Below are 15,812 nucleotides of genomic sequence, written 5' to 3'. Positions count from 1 at the left end.
GCCATGGGCCGGCTGCTGGCACTGTGGCTGGGCCTGTCCCTGTGCGGAGCGGCCGTGGCCCTTGACCTGAACGAGCAGGAACAGGCCGGCAGGCGCCTATACCGCGAGGGTGTGTCGAGCAGCGATGCCCAGGTGCTGGCACGGGTCGGCGCCAGCGACGTGCAGGTGCCCGCCAGCGTATTGCCCTGTGCCAGCTGCCATGGCAACGATGGCCGTGGCCGCGCCGAGGGCGGCGTGCGCCCGCCGAGCCTGGACTGGCAGCGCCTGGCCGTGGGGCAGGGGGCGCGCCAGGTCAACAACCGGCGCTACCCGGCCTACGCCGAGGCTAGCCTAGCCCGGGCCATCCAGCATGGCCTGGACCCGGCCGGCAACCGCCTGGACCCGGCCATGCCGCGCTTCGACCTGAGCCTGGCCGACCAGCGCAACCTGACCGCCTACCTCAAGCGCCTGGCCGAAGAGCGCGACCCCGGCGTGGAGGAGGCCGTGCTGCGCCTGGGCACCCTGTTGCCCACGCACGGGCCATTGGCCGAGGCGGGCAGGGTGGTGCGCGCGGTCCTGGAGGATGGCCTGGCGCAGCTCAACCAGCAGGGCGGCCTCCATGGCCGTCGCCTGCAACTGGTGGCGCTCGACCCGGGGCCGGACCGGGACAGCGCCCAGCAGGCCTTGGCGCGCTTGCTGGACGACGAGCAGGTGTTCGCCCTGGTCGCCCCGCTGGCCCCGATGCTCGACGCGCACCTGGCCGGCGAACTCGAACGGCGTGGCGTGCCGCTGGTCGGCAGCACACCGCGCAGCGGCGCCAGCCCGCAGATCTTCGACCCGTTGCCTGGCCTGCCCGAGCAACTGCTGAGCCTGGCCAGGCATGCCCGCGACAGCCTGGGCCTGGCCTCCGACGGGCTGCAGGTGGTGTATGCCGGGGCAGAGCAGGCGGCGCTCGCCGAGACCGTGCGCCAGCGCCTGCAAGGCGCCGGCTGGGCCCCACCGCCGACGCAGGCGTTCGAGGGCCAGGCGCCGGACGGCCAGGGCATCGTCTTTCTCGGCCGTGCCCAGGCTTTCGCCGAACTTGCCGGAGCGCTGCACGCCGCCGGGCGCCAGCCGTACCTGTTCGCCGCCTCCAGCCAGGTGGCTGGCGCCGTGCCTGGCCTTGCGCAGCCCTGGTCGCAGCGGCTGTTCCTGGCCTACCCGTTCCTCCCCGGCGACTGGACCGAGCAGGGGCGTGCCACCCTGGCCGGCCTGCAACGCCGCCAGGGCCTGGACAGCCGCCAGGCGTCGCTGCAGGTGGGCACCTGGTGCGCCCTGCGCCTGCTGGCCGAGGCCCTGAAGCAGGTGGGCCGCGACGCCAGCCGCGAGCAACTGGTGCGTACCCTGGAAGGCCTGCACGACGTGGACACCGGCCTGACCCCGGCCCTGGGCTTCGGCCCGGGGCGGCGCCAGGGGCTGGCCGGCGCCCATGTGGTCCAGGTGGCTCTGCCTGGGCCACGCTTTCACGCCGTCGCCCCGTACCGGGCCATTCCTGATACCCCTTGAATGGAGGTCGCCATGCGAATCCTGTTGCTGTGCCTGTTGCTCGGTAGCCTGCCGAATGCCTGGGCCGACTTGGTGGCGGCGCGGGTCAATGGCGTGGAGATCAGCGTCATGCGCCTGGAGCGCTACTTCAGTGAATACCTCCAGGAACAGGGGCGGGCGCTCGCCAGCATTCGCAGCCCGAGCCTGTACAAGCGCCTGCGCGACCAGGCCCTGGACCAGCTGATCGACAAGGAGCTGCTGTGGCAGGAGGCCGGTCGGCGGGGTATCGTCGTCGATGAGGCACAGGTGGCCGCGCGGCTCGACCAGCTGGAACGGGCCTTCGGCAGCGCCGCGGCGTTCGAGCGCCGCCTGGCCGAGGCCGGCTTCGATAGGGCAGGGTTCGCCGACTACACTCGTCACGAGATGGCCGCCCAGCAGGTGTTCGCCCAGCTGACCGCCATCGATGCGCCCAGCGAGGCCGAGGTCGAGGCCTTCTATCAGGCGAATCGACAAAGACTGCAGGGGACGCAGAACCAAAGTGATAACGCTTCGGTCGAAGGGGAACAGGGCCTGGCCATGGCCAGGGCCGCGCTGGTCGGGCAGTTGCAGGCCCAGGCGTGGCAGTCGGTGCGCCAACGCCTGCGTGAAGGGGCGCAGGTGGAGCGGGCGCGCTGACCCACCGCCGAGCTGGCTTTCCCCACTTCTGGGGGATAACGCAGGGCAAAAGGCCATCAGGTTTCCCCGCATCTGGGGGGAGCCTGCCTGGCATGCGCCGGACAGTGTGGAGGCAACCCAGCAGATCAATGACTTACAACGGTGCGACATGACTATTCACGCCTGGCACGAAGCCTGCTCAAGCCTGTATGAGGCCGCACTTCGCAGACCGGGAAACCGGGCAGTTCTTGGGAGTCGACCTTGGTGAACAGAGTATTGGTAGTCGATGACGAGCAGACCCTTGCACAGAACCTGCAGGCCTACCTGCAGGCGCAAGGCCTGGAAGTCCATGTCGCCCATGACGGTGCCACGGGTATCGGCCAGGCCACAGCCCTGGCGCCGGATGTGATCGTGCTGGATTACCGCTTGCCCGATATGGAGGGGTTCGAGGTCCTGGAGACCGTGCGCAGGAACAGGCAGTGCCATTTCGTGCTGATCACCGCCCACCCGACCGCCGAGGTCCGTGAGCGGGCCGCCGAGCTTGGCGTCACCCATGTCCTGTTCAAGCCGTTCCCGTTGGCGGAACTGGCCCGCGCGGTGTTCGACCTGATGGGCATGGAGCGCCAGCGCGCGGCAGCGGACACACAGGCCGAGGGTTTCGTCGAACGACGCCAGAACAGGAACGAGACGTTCCCCCTGCAGTTGTACGATGGCAGCTGGGTCCTGGCCGATCGCCGCCGCAACGGCGCCAAGCCCCCCGAACCCGACGACGACCAACTGCTCACCGGGGAATAGCGGCGCCCGCGGCCACTTTGGAACTCCCGAACCAGCCTGCGACGCGCCCCCTGAGCGGAGTCGCAGGTCATGCCCGAAGCCACCGATCCAGCCGTCGACGCATACCCTGTAGAAGCAGGCTCGCCCGTGCAAGGGCCGCTGCCGACGTCTCAACCTTGCGCCTACCCCCGCGAACTGCTCGCCCAGGCCCGTCTCGAGGCCGGTGACGAGCGCCTGCTGAGTTGCCTCGAACGCCTTGCCGGCGACACCCCTGCCACCTTCACCCAGCGCCTGGGCGCCACCTTGCATTTCCCGGTGCTCGACAGCCAGGGGCTGCTGGCCAGCACGCCGGTCTTCGAACAGGTCAGCCTGGCCCAGTGCCTGAAACGTGAGTTCGCCCAGGTGCTGCGTGGCGGCGAGGTCATCGGCGTATTCGCCGACCCGTTCGACAACGCCCGCCTGGCCTGGATCGACGATTGCCTGCAGGGCGCGCCGCTGTACCTGGCCCATGCCGCGGACCTGGCTGCCTTCCTGGCGCGCCAGGAAGAGAGCTTCCACGCCATCGACGCCCTCGGCCAGGACGCCGAGCCCGGCGCCGAGGCCGACCCGCTGCAGCGCCTGTCCCTGGCCAGCATCAGCGAAGACCAGAGCCGGGTGGTCAAGCTGGTCAACTCGACCCTCTACGATGCCCTCAAGCAGCACGCCAGCGATATCCACCTGGGCATGACTGGCCAGGGCCTGACCATCAAGTACCGCATCGACGGCGTGCTCAATGGGGCTGGCAAGGCCAGCGGCAGCGCCTTCGCCGAACAGGTCATCTCGCGCATCAAAGTCATGGCCGAGCTGGACATCGGCGAGAAGCGCGTACCCCAGGACGGCCGCTTCAAGGTCGCCGTGGGCGAGCGGCAGATCGACTTTCGCGTGTCGATCATGCCGAGCATCTTCGGCGAAGACGCGGTGCTGCGGGTGCTCGACAAGCAGGACCTGTCCGATCAGGTCAGCGGCGTACAGCTGCAGGCCCTGGGGTTCGCCGACGAGACCCTGTGCGCCTTGCGCCGCCTGGCCGCCGAACCCTACGGCATGATCCTGGTCACCGGCCCCACCGGCAGCGGCAAGACCACCACCCTCTACGCCATGATCAGCGAGATCAACCACGGCGTGGACAAGATCATCACCATCGAGGACCCGGTCGAATACCAACTGCCGGGGGTGCTGCAGATCCCGGTCAACGAGAAGAAGGGCCTGACCTTCGCCCGTGGTCTGCGCTCGATCCTGCGCCACGACCCGGACAAGATCCTGGTCGGCGAGATCCGCGACCCCGACACCGCGCAGATCGCCGTGCAGTCGGCGCTCACCGGGCACCTGGTGTTCACCACCATCCATGCCAACAACGTCTTCGACGTGATCGGCCGCTTCAGCCAGATGCAGGTCGACCCCTACAGCTTCGTTTCCGCGCTCAACGCCGTGCTGGCCCAGCGCCTGATCCGGCTGGCCTGCCCGCACTGTGCGCAGGCCTGCGCGCCGAGCGACGAAACCCTGGCCGCCTCGGGCCTCACCCGGGCGGCCGTCGGCGGCTGGATCTTCGTCCGCGCCCAGGGCTGCGGCCAGTGCCGTGGCAGTGGTTATCGTGGACGCAGCGCCATCGCCGAGCTGCTGCACCTGGACGACGACCTGCGGCAGATGATCGTCGAACGTCGCCCCCTGTCGCAGATCAAGGCGCTGGCCTGCCAGCGCGGCCTGCGCCTGCTGCGCGCCTCGGCCCTGGACCTGGTCCGCGAAGGCCGCACCACACTCGAGGAGATCAACCGTGTCACCTTTATCGCCTGATCGCTATTGCGCCGTGCTCGGCGCCGAGGGTGTCGGCCTGGGTCGCTGGCACGCACGTCAACACCAGTGGCTGGGCAGCCGCAGCTTCGCCTGCGCAGCCGGCCAGCCGGCTTGGGTCGCGCCCTTGGAGGCGCTGGCCGCGCTGCTGGCCGAGCAGGGCGTACGCGGTGCCCAGTTGCGGGTCTTGCTGTCGGCCCGCTACAGCCGTTTTTGCCTGGTCCCCTGGAGCGACGCCATTGGCCATCCACGGGAGCGGGATGCCTATGCCCGGGCCTGCTTCGAGCACCTCTACGGCCAGCCCCTGGACGACTGGCGCATCGTGTTGTCGGCGGAGCCGGCGGGGGTTGCGCGCATCGCCACGGCGTTGCCCGAGGGCCTGCTGCAGGGGCTGCAGGCGCTAGGCCAGGAGAGCCGGCTGCGACTGCGTTCGGTGCAGCCGTACCTGATGGCCGCCTACAACCGCAGCCTGGCCCAGCTGGAGCAGGGCGACTTCCTGTTCGTCCTCGCCGAGCCGCGCCGCAGCGTGCTGTTGCTGGCGGCCGGGGGCGCCTGGCAGCAAGTGTTGGCCCAGGGCTGCGCCGACAACGACCAGGCCTTGCAGGCCTTGATCGAGCGCACCTGCGAGCTGTATGGCGAGCGCCTGCCGCGCATCTACCTGCACGCCCCGGGGCGTGAGCAGGCGCCACAACTGGCGGCGGTGCAGCTGTGCCCGCCGGCGGGTGACAGCGACCCGCTGTGCGCCATGTGGCGGGCGGTGGCCTGACATGCGCCGCCTGGACCTGGAATTCCAGCCCCGGCGCAGCAGCCCGCTGGCCTGGGCGTTGCTGGCCCTGGGCTGCTGCGCCCTGGCACTGCTGGTGCTGGTGCAGCAACGGCTGCAAGGCGAGCAACTGGACCTGGAGGCCCGGGTGCACCAGCTTGAGCAGCAGCTCGGCCGCCGCCCGGCCACCGCCGCGCCGCAGAGCAGCGCCGCCAGCCGCGAGCAGGCCGAGCAACTGGCGCAGATGCGCCACGTCTCGCAGCAGTTGCAACGGCCCTGGGAGCAACTGTTCGCCATGCTCGAAGCCCAGCCCCAGGAAGACGTCGCCTTGCTCAGCCTCACCCCCGATGCACGCAAGGGCCAGGTCCGCATCGCCGCCGAGGCGCGCAACCTGGAGGCCATGCTGCAGTACCACCAGCGCCTGGAGCGCAGCGCCGAGTTGCACGATGTCTCGCTGCTCAACCACGAGGTGGTGTCTGGCCAGCCCGAGCGTCCGGTGCGCTTCAACCTCACCGCCACCTGGGAGACCGGCCATGCACGTCCCTAGCCTGATCGTCCATGAACACCTGGCTCGCCTGGGCCGGGCCGGCCTCGGCGCGGTGCTGGTGGCGCTGCTGGCGCTGTTCGTCGCCTGTGCCTGGGTACTGCCCCAGTGGCAGGCCGTGCGCGAGCTGCGCGCCAGCGAGGCGGATGCCCGTGTGCAGGTCCAGCGCCTGCAGCGTGGCGAACTGAAGGTGGCGGCCAAGCCCGAGCAACAGGTGCTGGATGGCTTGCGCCGGCAACTGCCCGGCCAGCCCCAGGCCAGCGAACTGATCGAGCGCTTGTACCGCCTGGCCAGTGCCGAGCGCATCAGCCTGGCCCGTGGTGAATACGCCCTGGGCATCGATCCCAAGACCCGGCTGGCGCGCTACCAGATCGTCCTGCCGGTGCGCGGCAGCTACCCACAGATCCGTGGCTTTCTCCAGGCATTGCCCGGCGCGCTGCCGACCCTGGTGCTGGAGGACCTGGAGCTGCAACGCAAGCGCATCGGCGACGGCGAGCTCAATGGCCGCCTGCGCATGACCCTCTACCTGTCGAGGTCGTGATGAACACTCAGCGCGTGGTGATGTGGATGGGCTTTCTGGGCTTGAGCGCTGCCTTGGCCTGGGCGCCGGGGCACTGGTTCGGCCAGGAAGACAGCGTCGTTCCCTTCGCGGGCAAGCCCGCTCCCACAGGCGTCGTGGGCGCCGCTGAACCCGTGGGCGAGCGCTCGTCGGGGCGTCGAGGCGCCGTGACAGGGCCGGCCCAGGCCCCACGAAACCTGTTCCCGGTGCAGCAATGGAGCCAGCCCAAGGTCCTGGCCAGCGTGACCGAACGCCCTGTGATCGCCGCCCCGGTGGCCGCCGTCGCGCCCACCGCGCCGACGCTGCCGTTCCAGTTCGTTGGCCGCCTGGGCGATCGCGATGACCTGCAGGTGTTCCTGCAGAACGGCGAGAAGCTCTACGTCGTGCGCCAGGGCGACGTCATCGACGACACCTACCGCCTCGACCACGTCTCGGCCACCGAGCTGAGCCTGGTCTATCTGCCACTGCACCAGCCACAGACGCTGTCTGTCGGGAGCGCACCATGAAGCCATCGAAGTCGTGCAAGCCTGCTCCGTTCATGCTCCTGGCCCTGTGCGTGGCCTTGGCCGGTTGTGGCTCGAGCGCCGTGCGCAAGGACAGCGACGCGCTGTTCAAGGAAGGGCAGTACGAGGCCGGCATCGCCCGCCTGGAAGAGGCACTGCGCGACAAACCGCGCGACACCGAGCTGAACATCGCCCTGGCCCATGGCCGCCAGCGCGCGGTCGAGGCCCTGCTGGCCCAGGCCGACAGCGACCGTAGCCGCCATGACTTCAGCGGTGCGCGCATGGGCTATGGCCGAGTGCTGACCATCGAGCCGAACAACCGCCGCGCCCAGGAAGGTATCCGCCAGCTGGAGTTGATGCGTACCCTCGATGAGCGCGTCGCCCTGGGCCAGGCGGCGCTGCGTCAGGGCGACCTGTTCGGTGCCGAGCGCCACATGCGCGAAGTGCTGCGCCTGGACCCGCAGAACCAGAAGGGCATCATCCTGCGCAGCGACATCGAGAACGTCCAGGCGCGTACCGCCCAGCCGTTCCCGCAACTGCGCAGCAAGCTGGAGCGGCCGGTGACCCTGGAGTTCCGCGATGCCAACCTCAAGACCATCTTCGAGGTGCTGGCCCAGGTGGCCGGCATCAACTTCATCTTCGACAAGGACCTGCGCCCCGACATGAAGGCCACCATTTTCGTGCGCGAGGTGCGCATCGAGGACGCCGTGGCCCTGCTGCTGGAGCAGAACCAGTTGCACCAGAAGATCGTCAACGACAACACCCTGCTGATCTACCCCGCGTCGCCGCAGAAGACCAAGGACTACCAGGAACTGGTCATGCGCACCTTCTACCTGACCAGCATCGACGCCAACACCGCGCTGAACATGCTCAAGACCATGCTCAAGACCCGCGACGTGTTCGTCGACGAGCGCCTCAACACCCTGACCATGCGCGACACCCCCGACGCCGTGCGCATGGCCGAGAAGCTGCTGCAGTCGCAGGACCAGTCCAACCCCGAGGTGGTACTGGAAGTCGAGGTGATGGAGGTGGCCCGCTCGCGCATCCTCGACCTCGGCCTGCAATGGCCCAACACCTTCGGCGTGCTCAACGACCAGGGCAACCCGGTCAGCGTGCTCGACCAGTTGCGCGGCATCAACTCCAGCCGCATCAGCATCGGCCCGGCACCCCAGGCCAAGATCAATGCCGCGGACAAGGGCATCAACACCCTGGCCAGCCCCGTGATCCGTGTCAGCAACCGCGAGCAGGCGCGCATCCACATCGGCCAGCGGGTGCCGATCGTCAGCGCCACCTCGGTGCCTTCGACCCAGGGCCCGGTGATCACCGAGAGCATCACCTACCTGGATGTGGGCCTCAAGCTCGAAGTGCAGCCCACCGTGCACCTGAACAACGAGGTGGCGATCAAGGTGGCCCTGGAGGTGAGCAATGCCACGCCCCTGGAGCCGACCCGCCAGGGCACCATCCCGGTCCAGGTCGACACCCGCAATGCCCAGACCAGCCTGCGCCTGCACGATGGCGAGACTCAGGTGCTGGCCGGCCTGGTACGCAACGATCACAGCTCCAACGGCAACAAGATCCCAGGCCTGGGCGACATCCCTGGGTTGGGCCGGCTGTTCGGTAGTCATCGCGACGACATGAGCAAGTCCGAACTGGTGCTGGCGATCACCCCGCGCATCGTGCGCAACCTGCCGTACCAGAGCCCGTCGGACATGGAGTTCGCCACCGGTACCGAGTCCAGCCTGCAGGTACGCCAACTGGCCCAGCCGCTGCCCTCGGGCGGGCTGCCGGCCGAGGCTCCGCTCGATGCGCCCGCCGACGCGCCGTTGGCCGAAGGCCAGATGGCCGTCGTGCCGCCCACCCGGAGCCCACGGCCATGAAACGCCCGCAGCGTGGTTTCAGCCTGATCGAGGTGGTGCTGACCCTGGCGCTGCTCGGGCTGCTCGCCAGCATGGCCGCGCCCTTGACCGAGACCGTGGTGCGCCGCAACAAGGAACAGCAACTGCGCGAGGCGCTGTACCAGATCCGCGACGCCATCGATGCCTACAAGCGCGCCTTCGACGCCGGCTACATCGAGAAGCGCCTCAATGCCAGCGGCTATCCCCCGAACCTGCAGGTGCTGGTGGACGGCGTGCGTGACGTGCGCAGCGCCAAGGGTGCCAAGTTCTACTTCCTGCGCCGTATCCCCCGCGACCCATTGCTCGCGGCCAAGGACGACGACCAGGGCGGCTGGGGCCTGCGCGCCTACGACAGCAGTGCCGACGACCCGCGCCAGGGCGAGGACGTGTTCGACGTGTATTCCCGGGCCCGCGGCAAGGGCCTCAACGGCATCCCCTACGGGCAATGGTGACGGCGATGAAACGTAGCCTGGGTTTCACCTTGATCGAACTGCTGGTGGTGATGGCGATCATCGCCACCCTGATGACCATCGCCATGCCGCGCTACTTCGACAGCCTGGAGGCCTCCCGCGAGGCGACCCTGCGCCAGAGCCTGGCGGTGCTGCGCGAGGCCCTGGACCACTACTACGGCGACACCGGCAGCTACCCCGAGTCGCTGGAGCAACTGGTGGAGGCGCGCTACCTGCGCAATACGCCGGTCGACCCGATCACCGAGCGCAGCGATGCCTGGCAACTGGTGCCGCCGCCCGAGGGCGTGGCTGGCGGTGTGGCCGATATCAAGAGCGGAGCAACCGGGAGGGCGCGTGATGGCAGCCTCTATGCCCAATGGTAAGGCCTGCGCGGGCTTCACCTACCTGGGGGTGCTCTTGCTGATCGCGGTCGGCAGCCTGGCCCTGGCCGCCAGCGGCAGCCTCTGGTCGGCGACCGCCCAGCGCGAGCGTGAGCGCCAGTTGCTGTGGGTCGGCGGCCAGTACGCCCAGGCCCTGCGCAGTTACTACCGGGCCTCACCGGGCCTGGCCCAGTACCCCCAGGAGCTGCGCGAGTTGCTGGAGGACAACCGTTTTCCCTCGCCGAAACGGCACATCCGCAGGCTCTACCCGGACCCGATCGAGGGCAGCGACGACTGGGGCCTGCTGCGCTCGATCGATGGCCGCATCACCGGCGTGCACAGCCGCTCGGATGCCACGCCGCACAAGCGCGCCGGCTTCGACGCCCAGTGGTCCGCGTTCGAAGGGCTGGAGCACTACAGCGACTGGCAGTTCGTCGCCGAGCAGGCCTTCGCCGAGAGTGGCAACGCCACGTTCCGTCATGCCGGCCCGGGAGATACGCCATGAAACGCCTGGTCATGATCGGCTGGCTGTGCCTGTTGCTGGGCGCCTTACCCAACGGTGCGGCCCGCGCCAGTGCCGAGGACGAGATGATGGGTTTCATCGTCGACCACACCATCTCGCACATCGGCCACGACTTCTACAACGCCTTCACCGACCGCCTGCGCGCCACCAGCCGCCTGGATTTCAACCTGGTGGTGCGCGAGCGCCCCGATGCTCGCTGGGGCAGCCTGGTGACGGTGGAGTACGAACGCGAGGTGCTGTACCGGCGCTTCCTGCCGCCCAACACCACGCAACTCAAAGACGAGGCCGTCGCGGCCGCCGACCTGGTCAAGCAGCAGATCATCCAGCGCAAGCTGCAGCGCCTGCTACAGGACACCACCGATCTGGAGAGGGACGAGCTATGAACAACCGCATTCCCCGTTGTATCGCCGCCTGCCTGCTGGCCGGCGCCGCCGCGGGCCTGGCCCAGGCCACGGAGCTGGTGTACACGCCGGTCAACCCGGCGTTCGGCGGCAACCCGCTCAACGGCACCTGGCTGTTGAACAACGCCCAGGCGCAGAACGACTACGACGACCCAGACCTGAAGAAGCGTACCTCGTTCAGCGGCACCTCGGCCCTGGAGCGCTTCAGCAACCAGCTCGAGTCGCGGCTGCTGTCGCAGTTGCTGGACAACATCAGCAACGGCACCACCGGCAGCATGTCCACCGACTCATTCCTGATCGACGTCATCGACGATTCCGGCGCCTTGAGCATCAAGGTCACCGACCGTGCCACAGGCGAAGTCTCGATCATCGAGGTCAGCGGCCTGAACCCCTGAGAGGGACGGGTCAATAGGGGAGAACGACCATGAAACGCCTGCTGAGCACACTGCTGATCCTCGCCACCTTGCAAGGCTGCGGCCTGCGCGAGCCGATGCCCGCCGAACAGGACACCGAGACGCCGACCCTGACGCCTCGGGCTTCCACCTACTACGACCTGTTGAACATGCCACGGCCCAAGGGACGGCTGATGGCGGTGGTGTACGGCTTTCGCGACCAGACCGGGCAGTACAAGCCGACCCCGGCCAGTTCGTTCTCCACCAGCGTCACCCAGGGCGCGGCGAGCATGCTGATGGATGCCCTCAATGCCAGCGGCTGGTTCGTGGTGCTCGAACGCGAAGGCCTGCAGAACCTGCTGACCGAGCGCAAGATCATCCGTGCCTCGCAGAAGAAGCCCGACGTCGCGCCCAACATCCAGAGCGAGCTGCCACCGCTGCAGGCCGCCAACCTGATGCTCGAGGGCGGCATCATCGCCTACGACACCAATGTACGCAGCGGCGGGGAGGGCGCCCGCTACCTGGGCATCGGCGCCTCTCGCGAGTACCGGGTCGACCAGGTCACCGTCAACCTGCGCGCGGTCGACGTGCGCACCGGGCAGGTGCTGGCCAACGTCATGACCAGCAAGACCATCTACTCGGTCGGGCGCAGCGCCGGGGTGTTCAAGTTCATCGAGTTCAAGGAACTGCTCGAGGCCGAGGTGGGCTACACCACCAACGAACCGGCCCAACTGTGCGTGCTCTCGGCGATCGAGGCGGCGGTGGGGCACCTTTTGGCGCAAGGTATCGAGAGGCGGCTGTGGCAGGTGGCGGGGGACGGCGGTGGCGACAAGGCGGTGTTGGAGAAGTACCTGAGCCAGAATCAGTAGGAGTAGGTGGCTTCTGGCTGTAAGCCAGTCCAGCCCAGTGAATGTGAATGGACAGCAAATCAGCGTCTCGGTAGGACAGGCGCAAACCTGCGCCGTGGCAAGCTGAGTAACCTCGCCGGGTCGGAGAAGTCCGACCCGGTTTTTTTACTTTTTTGGTCTGGAGGCTCAGTTTCAGAGTGGATTCAGGTGTGACTGACTTCTAGCGGTCTTCAAGTTTTTCGAATTCGTTAAACATTGTGTTTAGCATTGCGCAAGAACTTGGCGTCGTCCTAAGACTTTCTCTGGCCTCTGTAGTCCATTTCCGGAATGCGTATTTTTGCCTTGCAAACTGTTGCGCTAACTTGGTCTGCGCTCTAGGGTGCAAATGACTCGACTCTGAACGGTCGGTTCAGTGTTGTGGTCGATCTGGACTTTGGCTGGCTAGTTGCTCGCTCATGATGCATTGTTCGAAATGACAAGAGCAGGTAGGCCGCTTGTCTTTGATCACCTTTGCAGGGTGCTCGACAAGTCATTACCTGAGCGAGGAAGATATGGAGCGAACAGAACAAAAAGGTCAAGTGTTTTTTCTGTCTGATAAAGAAAGGGGCTCGATACGAAAAGCGTTTTCTGATATTGAATACAGTCCCGAAGGGTGCCGTGAGTATGTGCAGTGCATTCGTGCGCTCGCTTATCGAGTTTTCCCTGAAAGGTTGGTTGCGAAACTTGAGGGGCTTAAAGAGAACGATGCTTCATGTTGTGTGTTCGATAATGTACCGATAGATACGGTTCATGGCAGCCCACCCAGGGGGGCTGAACACCTCGGGTATAAAACCGGATGTCTTTCAGAGAACGTACTGGTTGCATTCGGCAGTCTCATAGCCGAGCCGTACTCCATTCACCATGAAGGTGCGAGATTGGTCAACGACCTAGTGCCTCATCCGGACGCGTCATGCGAATACACCGGTAACGGCTCTGAGATGGAGTTGGACTTTCATACTGAGAATGCTTGCCAGGTCTATGATCCCCGAGGCGACACGTCACCTGCGGGACTGATGCTCTTGGGGCTGCGCAGCGATCAGAACGCGGGTGGTCCGAAAACCTGGGTGTCTGACGCCCGAGCGGCATTGGGCGCATTGACCGAAAATGAAGTTGAACTACTCTACGGCAGGCATTTCGTTATTCGTCAGCCATATCGTTGGCGAACGGCCGACAATCGTGCAAGCGTGCTCTATCCGATACTCTCGGGTCCGCGCCTGTACCCTAGGGTCACGGCTGTTTTTTATCCAGGCATGGTTACCGCCGTGAATGATGCTGCGCAGGCCGCCTATTTAAAATTTTACAGGGCTGTCAAACGGGTGGCTTTAGCAGTAGATATACAGCCCGGTAGGCTTCTCTACGTAAACAATCGTTTTGCCTTGCATGCACGAGAAAAATTCACTCCGACCTATGACGAAAATGGTCTGGCCTATCGATGGGTGCAGCGTCTATTTCTGACCCATGACCTTTGGAACTTTCGAGCTTTCGAGAGAACGGGGGCGAGAATATTTCTTCCTGTGAGTGCTACGGTTGGCGAGGGTACGAAATGAGTGCACATTTTTCGCAGCCCTATACATCGGTTGTTCATAATATCGGCACACTGATTTCCGGTGATCTGGAGCAACCTTTGATTGAGGCTGACACGCTGGTGAGTGTGGATGGAATAATTACTTTCATTGGGCGATTCAAGGACGTGGACCTGGCTGATGCCCAGCTCATTATCGATGCCAAGCAATCGACCGTCATGCCTGGGCTTATCGACAATCATACTCACCCGACGCTGGGTGAATACAGTCCGCGTTCAGGGAACCACAGTTGGATCTGGCACTCGCTGCAGGGCGGGGTAACTTCGATGATCTCGGCCGGAGAGGTGCACGTACCAGGCTTGCCGACCGATCGGGTTGGCGCCATTGCCATGGCGATCGCCGCGCAACGTTCATTTGCCAACGTCCGGCCTTCAGGCATCAAGATGGAGGCAGGCGCGCCATTACTGAATGACGAATTTGGCCCTGAAGATTTCCTTGAAATGTCGAATCAAGGAATACGTCACCTGGGTGAAGTAGGTATCGGTCCGGTCAAGTCGGCCAGCACAGCTTCTGCGCTGGTCAAGCTTGCACGCAAGTATGGCCTGACCTCGATCACTCATACAGGAGGACCCTCAATATCTGCTTCGCAGCGCATGGGTGAAGAAGAGATCCTCGAAATTGATCCGGATATCATCGGGCATATAAATGGTGGATATACCGCCTTGGCACCGCGTCAGATCAGGTGCCTATGTGAGGGGTGTCTAGGCGCTTTGGAGATTGTCCACAATGGCAATGAATTGGCTGCTGTCACCACCCTGAATTATGCACGTGAACTCAATCAACTCGATCGGATCGTCATTGGTACGGATTCTCCTGCCGGCTGTGGCGTACCTGCTTTGGGTATGTTACGGACGATTGCATTGCTCAGTAGCGTGGGTGGGATACCTGCAGAAACGGCCATCTGCTTTGCCACAGGAAATACCGCGAAAATCCGCAAGCTCAATCGAGGCATTCTTGCTATCGGCAGGGAAGCTGATCTGATCGTTGCCTGTGGCCCTTTGGGCGGTACGGAGCCCAGTGTCTTGAAGAGTTTGAGTAGTGGCGACCTGCCCAGTATCACCTCGATCCTGATTGATGGACGCTTGGTTATTCGGCAATCGCGGAATTCCCCACCACCTTCGGTTTCACCGGATATCCAAGAGTACCTCAGATAAAGGTGCCCCCCTTATGGGGGCGCCTCACAGGGCCAGATTATGCTCCATCTTCTAGTTGGTATTACCCGGCGTGGGCCTGCGGTGCTGGCGTCAGGATGCGCGATTGGCCTGCTGTTGCCATCAAGCGCTGAAGCGGCTCGCCCGTTGCTCCCGATGATGGTCTTCATCTTCGTATTGGGAACGCTGCTGCGCATCGATAATCGCGAAGTCGTCATCGCGGCAAAAAATTTGAAAATTTCCGTGATATTCCCGTTATTGATGGTTGTCGCATGTCCCTATCTGTTCGGTATGGGGGCATATGCTATCAGCGGCAATCAGGAGTTATCGCTGGCTATCGCTGTGGCTGTTGCGGCGCCACCAGCCAGTGGCAATGTAGCGGTTGCGAGAATGCTGGGGCTGGACCCTTCGATGTCGTTGGTCGTTGTCCTGTGTTCCATGGTGCTCATCCCCGTTACGGCCCCAGCAGTACTGCATGTCTTCGGCAATGGCCTTTTGTTGTTAATCGATCCTTGGGAACTGGCAGCAAGATTAGCGTTGCTGATCGGCGGGGCGGAAGGGGTGGCGATTCTGATCAGACACTTCTCACATGACATCGTTGCTCGTCATGGGTTAGCCATCGACGGTATCGTGGTGCTCGCGTTGTTTATTTTTTCGATCGGCACCATGGCCGGTCTTCAGTCCACCATCCTTGAAAAACCGGTGGGGGTTGCTGCCATGATCGCCGTTGCATACGGCGTGAACTTCGCGCTTCAGTTGATGTTTGGAGGGCTTTACCCTGGCAGTTTGATGTCTAAGTTCACCATGGCCCTCAATGGCGGTAATCGCAATGTGGGCTTGTTATGGTCTGCACTGGGGGTAACGGTTTCGCCAACCATGGCGTTGTATTTTGCTTGTTGTCAATTACCCATCCATACGATGCCGAAGATCCTCCAGTTCTTCCTGCCAAAAATCGAGCGGTGCTGCAAAACACGGGGAGGCATGCGCGTTTCCGAGCCTGGTGGCCAACGAGACTGAGTCGATAGGG

18 protein-coding genes are annotated in these 15,812 nt (G+C 64.8%); all 18 read left to right on the top strand.

Going from position 1 to position 15,812, the window contains the following annotated elements; all coding sequences use genetic code 11:
* Positions 1-3: 3 nt before the first annotated feature.
* A complete protein-coding gene (locus ABFA30_RS15790; RefSeq protein ID WP_253102344.1) occupies positions 4-1,524 on the top strand; it encodes an ABC transporter substrate-binding protein in 1,521 nt (506 codons plus the stop codon).
* A gap of 12 nt (positions 1,525-1,536) precedes the next feature.
* On the top strand, positions 1,537-2,178 hold the full coding sequence (locus tag ABFA30_RS15785) for a SurA N-terminal domain-containing protein (RefSeq protein WP_225790107.1): 642 nt from the start codon (positions 1,537-1,539) through the stop codon (positions 2,176-2,178).
* A gap of 240 nt (positions 2,179-2,418) precedes the next feature.
* Positions 2,419-2,952, top strand: a complete 534-nt coding sequence (locus ABFA30_RS15780; RefSeq protein ID WP_225790108.1) for a response regulator — start codon at positions 2,419-2,421, stop codon at positions 2,950-2,952.
* A gap of 69 nt (positions 2,953-3,021) precedes the next feature.
* Positions 3,022-4,758 carry a GspE/PulE family protein gene (locus ABFA30_RS15775; RefSeq protein ID WP_253091199.1) on the top strand — a complete coding sequence of 579 codons (1,737 nt, stop codon included), beginning with the start codon at positions 3,022-3,024 and terminating at the stop codon, positions 4,756-4,758.
* A complete protein-coding gene (locus ABFA30_RS15770) occupies positions 4,739-5,521 on the top strand; it encodes a hypothetical protein (RefSeq protein WP_253102345.1) in 783 nt (260 codons plus the stop codon). Before ABFA30_RS15775 ends, ABFA30_RS15770 begins: the two co-directional genes overlap by 20 nt.
* Before the next feature lies 1 nt (position 5,522).
* Complete coding sequence (locus tag ABFA30_RS15765; RefSeq protein ID WP_253080083.1) at positions 5,523-6,065, top strand: PilN domain-containing protein; 543 nt, start codon at positions 5,523-5,525, stop codon at positions 6,063-6,065.
* Positions 6,052-6,603, top strand: a complete 552-nt coding sequence (gene pilO, locus ABFA30_RS15760; protein WP_225790112.1) for a type 4a pilus biogenesis protein PilO — start codon at positions 6,052-6,054, stop codon at positions 6,601-6,603. Before ABFA30_RS15765 ends, pilO begins: the two co-directional genes overlap by 14 nt.
* The gene (locus tag ABFA30_RS15755) at positions 6,603-7,127 is read left to right on the top strand and encodes a hypothetical protein (RefSeq protein WP_253080084.1); all 525 of its coding nucleotides are present in this window, start codon (positions 6,603-6,605) and stop codon (positions 7,125-7,127) included. Before pilO ends, ABFA30_RS15755 begins: the two co-directional genes overlap by 1 nt.
* Entirely contained in the window at positions 7,124-9,001 is a 1,878-nt protein-coding gene (locus ABFA30_RS15750; RefSeq protein ID WP_225790114.1) for a secretin N-terminal domain-containing protein, read from the top strand. Before ABFA30_RS15755 ends, ABFA30_RS15750 begins: the two co-directional genes overlap by 4 nt.
* Positions 8,998-9,471, top strand: coding sequence for a type II secretion system protein (locus ABFA30_RS15745; RefSeq protein ID WP_225790115.1), 474 nt, complete (start codon positions 8,998-9,000; stop codon positions 9,469-9,471). Before ABFA30_RS15750 ends, ABFA30_RS15745 begins: the two co-directional genes overlap by 4 nt.
* A 5-nt stretch (positions 9,472-9,476) precedes the next feature.
* Complete coding sequence (locus ABFA30_RS15740; RefSeq protein ID WP_253102347.1) at positions 9,477-9,851, top strand: type II secretion system protein; 375 nt, start codon at positions 9,477-9,479, stop codon at positions 9,849-9,851.
* The gene (locus ABFA30_RS15735) at positions 9,826-10,353 is read left to right on the top strand and encodes a type II secretion system protein (RefSeq protein WP_253102349.1); all 528 of its coding nucleotides are present in this window, start codon (positions 9,826-9,828) and stop codon (positions 10,351-10,353) included. Before ABFA30_RS15740 ends, ABFA30_RS15735 begins: the two co-directional genes overlap by 26 nt.
* A complete protein-coding gene (gene csgE, locus ABFA30_RS15730; RefSeq protein WP_225790118.1) occupies positions 10,350-10,754 on the top strand; it encodes a curli production assembly/transport protein CsgE in 405 nt (134 codons plus the stop codon). The genes ABFA30_RS15735 and csgE overlap by 4 nt, the downstream gene beginning before the upstream one ends.
* Complete coding sequence (locus ABFA30_RS15725) at positions 10,751-11,167, top strand: curli assembly protein CsgF (RefSeq protein ID WP_225790119.1); 417 nt, start codon at positions 10,751-10,753, stop codon at positions 11,165-11,167. Before csgE ends, ABFA30_RS15725 begins: the two co-directional genes overlap by 4 nt.
* Positions 11,168-11,196: 29 nt before the next feature.
* Positions 11,197-12,033, top strand: coding sequence for a CsgG/HfaB family protein (locus ABFA30_RS15720; RefSeq protein ID WP_253080086.1), 837 nt, complete (start codon positions 11,197-11,199; stop codon positions 12,031-12,033).
* 473 nt (positions 12,034-12,506) lie between these two features.
* The gene (locus ABFA30_RS15715) at positions 12,507-13,598 is read left to right on the top strand and encodes a TauD/TfdA family dioxygenase (RefSeq protein ID WP_410045663.1); all 1,092 of its coding nucleotides are present in this window, start codon (positions 12,507-12,509) and stop codon (positions 13,596-13,598) included.
* Complete coding sequence (locus ABFA30_RS15710) at positions 13,595-14,788, top strand: amidohydrolase family protein (protein ID WP_410045662.1); 1,194 nt, start codon at positions 13,595-13,597, stop codon at positions 14,786-14,788. The genes ABFA30_RS15715 and ABFA30_RS15710 overlap by 4 nt, the downstream gene beginning before the upstream one ends.
* A gap of 39 nt (positions 14,789-14,827) precedes the next feature.
* Positions 14,828-15,802, top strand: coding sequence for a hypothetical protein (locus ABFA30_RS15705; RefSeq protein ID WP_410045661.1), 975 nt, complete (start codon positions 14,828-14,830; stop codon positions 15,800-15,802).
* Positions 15,803-15,812 lie beyond the last annotated feature (10 nt).

Source organism: Pseudomonas sp. HLMP, from assembly GCF_046365545.1.
Lineage (GTDB): Bacteria > Pseudomonadota > Gammaproteobacteria > Pseudomonadales > Pseudomonadaceae > Aquipseudomonas > Aquipseudomonas guariconensis_B.
Note: the sequence above shows the minus strand (reverse complement) of the source record. Positions and strands in the feature narration are given on the sequence as shown.